This window comes from Mesorhizobium sp. M7A.F.Ca.AU.001.01.1.1, from assembly GCF_004022735.1.
Lineage (GTDB): Bacteria > Pseudomonadota > Alphaproteobacteria > Rhizobiales > Rhizobiaceae > Mesorhizobium > Mesorhizobium ciceri.
In genome coordinates this window covers 1-4,376 of the sequence record NZ_RZPF01000569.1, presented here as the reverse complement: position 1 = coordinate 4,376, position 4,376 = coordinate 1, and the positions used below count along the sequence as shown (strand labels likewise).

6 protein-coding genes are annotated in these 4,376 nt (G+C 68.3%); all 6 read left to right on the top strand.

The annotated features are described in order from the left end of the window. A partial coding sequence (locus tag EN884_RS27245; RefSeq protein WP_164895174.1) for a cobalamin biosynthesis protein occupies positions 1 to 253 on the top strand: 253 nt, incomplete at its 5' end. Further along, positions 250 to 1,014: a precorrin-4 C(11)-methyltransferase gene (gene cobM, locus EN884_RS27240; RefSeq protein ID WP_024501374.1), complete on the top strand. Its 765-nt coding sequence runs from the start codon at positions 250 to 252 to the stop codon at positions 1,012 to 1,014. The genes EN884_RS27245 and cobM, both read left to right, overlap by 4 nt. Beyond that, positions 1,011 to 1,829 carry a uroporphyrinogen-III C-methyltransferase gene (gene cobA, locus EN884_RS27235; RefSeq protein ID WP_063168247.1) on the top strand — a complete coding sequence of 273 codons (819 nt, stop codon included), beginning with the start codon at positions 1,011 to 1,013 and terminating at the stop codon, positions 1,827 to 1,829. Before cobM ends, cobA begins: the two co-directional genes overlap by 4 nt. Then, the gene (locus EN884_RS27230) at positions 1,826 to 3,139 is read left to right on the top strand and encodes a cobyrinate a,c-diamide synthase (protein ID WP_063168248.1); all 1,314 of its coding nucleotides are present in this window, start codon (positions 1,826 to 1,828) and stop codon (positions 3,137 to 3,139) included. Before cobA ends, EN884_RS27230 begins: the two co-directional genes overlap by 4 nt. Before the next feature lie 3 nt (positions 3,140 to 3,142). Further along, the gene (gene cobS, locus EN884_RS27225) at positions 3,143 to 3,919 is read left to right on the top strand and encodes an adenosylcobinamide-GDP ribazoletransferase (RefSeq protein WP_063168249.1); all 777 of its coding nucleotides are present in this window, start codon (positions 3,143 to 3,145) and stop codon (positions 3,917 to 3,919) included. Positions 3,920 to 3,971: 52 nt separating this feature from the next. Beyond that, positions 3,972 to 4,376 (top strand): nicotinate-nucleotide--dimethylbenzimidazole phosphoribosyltransferase (locus EN884_RS27220; RefSeq protein WP_206617650.1); only part of this gene is annotated, 405 nt, incomplete at its 3' end.

The following is a 4,376-nucleotide window of genomic DNA, read 5'->3' as shown; positions in this document are numbered from 1 at the left end:
GGATGAAGAAGCGATCGCCGCCGCTGGCCGCACGCTGAGTCTTCCCGTCATCGTCGTCGACGACTCAGCACTTCAAGCTGCCTCGTCGGATACGCTCAGCCATTCCGATCTCTCGCAGGATGTTGCCGGCACACCATCGGTCTCCGAGGCGTCCGCCCTCGCCGTGGCCGGCACAGGCGCAAAACTGCTTGGCCCCCGCACCGTGCTCGGCCCGGTCACCTGTGCCATCGCCATCAGCGGAGATGCGCCATGACCGTTCATTTCATCGGCGCCGGTCCAGGTGCGGCCGACCTCATCACGCTGCGCGGCGCAAGGCTTTTGGCAAACTGCCCGGTTTGCCTGCATGCCGGCTCGATCGTCGCGCCCGAATTGCTGCAGCACTGCGCGCCGGGGACAAAGCTGGTCGACACCGCGCCGATGTCGCTCGACGAGATCGAGGCCGCCTATCTCGAGGCGCACAAATCAGGCCAGGATGTCGCCCGCCTGCATTCCGGCGACCTGTCGGTATGGAGCGCGGTCGCCGAACAGATCCGCCGGCTGGAAAAGCACGGCATCCCTTATACGCTGACGCCGGGCGTCCCCTCCTTCGCCGCCGCCGCCGCCGCACTTCGCCGCGAGCTGACCATTCCCGAAGTGGCGCAAAGCCTGGTGCTGACCCGCATTTCCGGGCGCGCCTCAAAAATGCCGCCCGGCGAGACGCTGGCCGGCTTCGGCCGCACCGGCGCCACGCTCGCTATTCATCTGGCCATCCACGCCATCGATCGCGTCGTCGCCGAACTGACGCCGCACTATGGCGGCGATTGCCCGGTGGCGGTCGTCTTCCGCGCTTCCTGGCCGGACGAGCGCGTGCTGACCGGCACGCTGGCGACCATCGAGGCACAGCTCGCCGCCGATCCGATGGAGCGCACGGCGATCATCTTCGTCGGCCGCTCGCTGGCGGCGCGAGGTTTTGGCGAGAGTTCATTATACGACGCCCATTATCAGCGGCGTTTTCGCGGACGGGACGGATTGTGAGCGGCAGCACCAAAAACACCGGCGAAAACGCCACGCTCGAAAAAGCCTTGTCCCGGCTGAACTTCAAGCCGCGCCAACTGGAGCCGGGCCATGTCTGGCTGGCCGGCGCCGGCCCCGGCGACCCCGGCTGCCTGACCCTGGAAGTGCTGGCGGCGCTGGCCGAGGCGGATGCGCTGGTCTACGACGCACTGGTGTCCCCTGACATTGTCGCAGTTGCGGAGAATGCCGAGCTTTTCTTTGCCGGCAAGCGCGGCGGCAAACCGTCGATGAAACAGGACGACATCACCGCCCTGCTGGTCCGGCTCGCACGCGAAGGCCGCCGCGTCGTCAGGCTGAAGGGCGGCGATCCCTATATTTTCGGCCGTGGCGGCGAAGAAGCTCTGGCGCTGGCGCGGGAAAGTATCCCGTTCCGCGTCCTGCCCGGCCTGACCTCGGGCCTCAGTGCGCTGGCCGCGACCGGCATCCCCGCCACTATGCGCGGCATCAACAAGGCGGTGATCCTGGCGACCGGCCACGCCGCCGGCACCGATGACGATCTCGACTGGGCGGCGATCGCCCGCACCGGCCAGCCTGTCGTCGTCTATATGGGCATGGCCAATCTGCCCTTGATATCAGCCGCCCTTCTCGATGGCGGGCTGGCGCCGTCGACACCGGCGGCTGTAATCGTCGCCGCGACGACGCCGCAGGAGCGGACCGTCGTCGCCACGCTCGCCACCATTGCCGAGGAAGCTGCGGCCGCCGGTCTGGCCTCGCCGGCGCTGATCGTCGTTGGCGGCATCGTTGCCATGCGCGCGGCCCTGGCGGGGCAAGCATGACGGCCCGCGCCATCATCATCGGCGCGCCGCGCTCCGGCTCCGGCAAGACCAGCGTCACCATCGGCATCCTGCGGGCGCTGACCCGGCGCGGGCTGAAGGTGCGCGGCGCCAAATCCGGCCCCGACTATATCGACCCCGGCTTCCACACCGCCGCCACGGGCCTCTCCGGTGTCAATCTGGACAGCTGGGCGATGCCGCCATCGCTGCTCAACGCCCTTGCCGCGCAAGCCGCCGATGACACCGATTTCGTCATCCTGGAAAGCGCCATGGGCCTGTTCGACGGGATACCCGCGGCTCCCGGCCGAACCGGCTCGGCGGCCGACCTGGCGCGGCTCTATGGCCTGCCGGTGCTGCTTGTGCTCGACGTCTCCGGCCAGTCGACCACGGCGGCGGCTGTCGCCAAGGGTTTTGCCACCTATGATCCTGACGTGCGCATGGCCGGTGTCGCGCTCAATCGGCTGGGCAGCGAGCGGCACCGCAAGCTGTGCAGCGAGGCCATCGAGGCGATCGGCCTGCCGGTCGTCGGCGCCATCCTGCGCGATCCCACTCTGAACCTGCCCGAGCGGCATCTCGGCCTTGTCCAGGCTGGCGAATATGACGACCTGATGGCGCATCTCGACCGGCTGGCCGACATGGCGGAAAAGTCGCTCGATCTCGATGCGATCATGGCCCTGGCGACGCCCCTCACCCCCGCGCCCGGCGGTTTCGACGACGCGCTGGCGCCGCCCGGCCAACGCATCGCGCTGGCCGAGGATGCCGCCTTCACCTTCCTCTATCCGCATGTCGCCGCCTACTGGCGCAAGGCGGGTGCGGAAATCGTCCCGTTCTCGCCGCTCGTCGACGAAGCGCCCGACGGGACCTGCGACGTTTGCTGGTTGCCGGGCGGCTATCCCGAGCTTCACGCCGGCAAGCTCGCCGCCGCCGCGACTTTCCGCGCCGGCATGGCGCGTTTCGCCGCGACGAAGCCCATCCATGGCGAGTGCGGTGGCTTCATGGTGCTCGGCGAAGCCCTGGAGGACGCGTCGGGCGAAACGCATGCGATGCTCGGCCTGCTCGGCCATGCCACCAGCTTCGCCAGGCGCAAGATGAACCTCGGCTACCGCGAGGCGCGGCTGCGTGCCGATTGTCCGCTGGGTGCACAGGCCGCGCTGATCCGGGGCCACGAATTCCACTATGCGCAGATGACGGCCACCGGCAATGACGAGCCGCTGGCCGACCTTGCCGACGGCCAGGGCAATCCGATCGGCGCCTCGGGCTACCGGCGCGGCCATGTCAGCGGCACCTTCTTCCATGCGATCGCGAGGGGCTAGAGCATGAAATTCGGGAATCTGGCCCTTTCACCACGGCAGGCCGTCGACGACATCGCGCTCTGCCTGGTCTTCTTCACCAGGCTGCCGCTGCCCGTCTTCGATTTTCGCGGCCGCAGCCTTGCCGCGGCGATCTGGGCCGCCCCCATCGCCGGTCTCGTCGTCGGCCTGATCGGCGCCATCGTTTTTGCCACGGCGGAACGGTTCGGCCTTGCCATGGGGCCGGCGGCCGCACTTGCCCTTATGGCAACCCTGCTCACCACCGGCTGCCTGCATGAGGACGGCCTGTCCGACGTCGCCGACGGTTTTGGCGGCGGCAAATCGCGCGGCCGCAAACTTGAGATCATGCGCGACAGCCGCATCGGCGCCTATGGTGCGGCGGCGCTGGCTCTGTCGCTGCTGGTCCGCTGGAGCGCGCTGTCGGAGTTCGTCGATCCCACACAGGCCCTGTTTGCCCTCCTGGCCGCACACGCGGCCTCGCGCGGCCTGCTTGGCGCCTTCATGCATCTCTTGCCTCCAGCGCGCGTCGACGGCCTCTCGGTCGACGCCGGCACCGTCTCGCAGGAAACCGCCATAGCCGGCGCCTTGCTCGGCGCGATCCCGCTTCTCTTGCTCGGGCTGGGCGGCGCCGTCTTCGCGCTGATCCTGCTTGGCCTGCTGTTTGCCGCATTCCGCGCCCTTTGCTTCAACCAGATCGAGGGCCAGACCGGCGACACGATCGGCGCCTTGCAGCAGGCAAGCGAGATCGCGGTGCTGCTCGTCGCTTCCGTAGCGCTTTCCTGATCCCTTTGGCCTGATTCTCGCGGCCTGATTCCTTTTCGGAGACTTTGCCCCCATGCCCTTCAAATCCCTTAGTGAATTGCGCGCCGCCTGCCTCGACCTGCCGGCTGGCAGCGATGCCGCGGCCAATGCGGTCGCCCGCCGCCAGGACACGCTGACCAAGCCGCAAGGCAGCCTCGGCCGGCTCGAGACCATCGCCGCGTGGCTGGCGCGCTGGCAGGGCCGCGACATGCCGAAACTCGACCGCGTCAAGGTTTTCGTCTTCGCCGGCAACCACGGCGTCACCGCGCAAGGTGTGTCGGCCTATCCCTCGGAAGTCACCGTGCAGATGGTGGCGAATTTCGCTGGCGGCGGTGCCGCCATCAACCAGCTTGCCCGCATGGCCGGCGCCGAACTCGACGTCATCCCGCTCGATCTCGACCATCCGACCGGCGACTTCACCCAAGGTCCGGCAATGGAC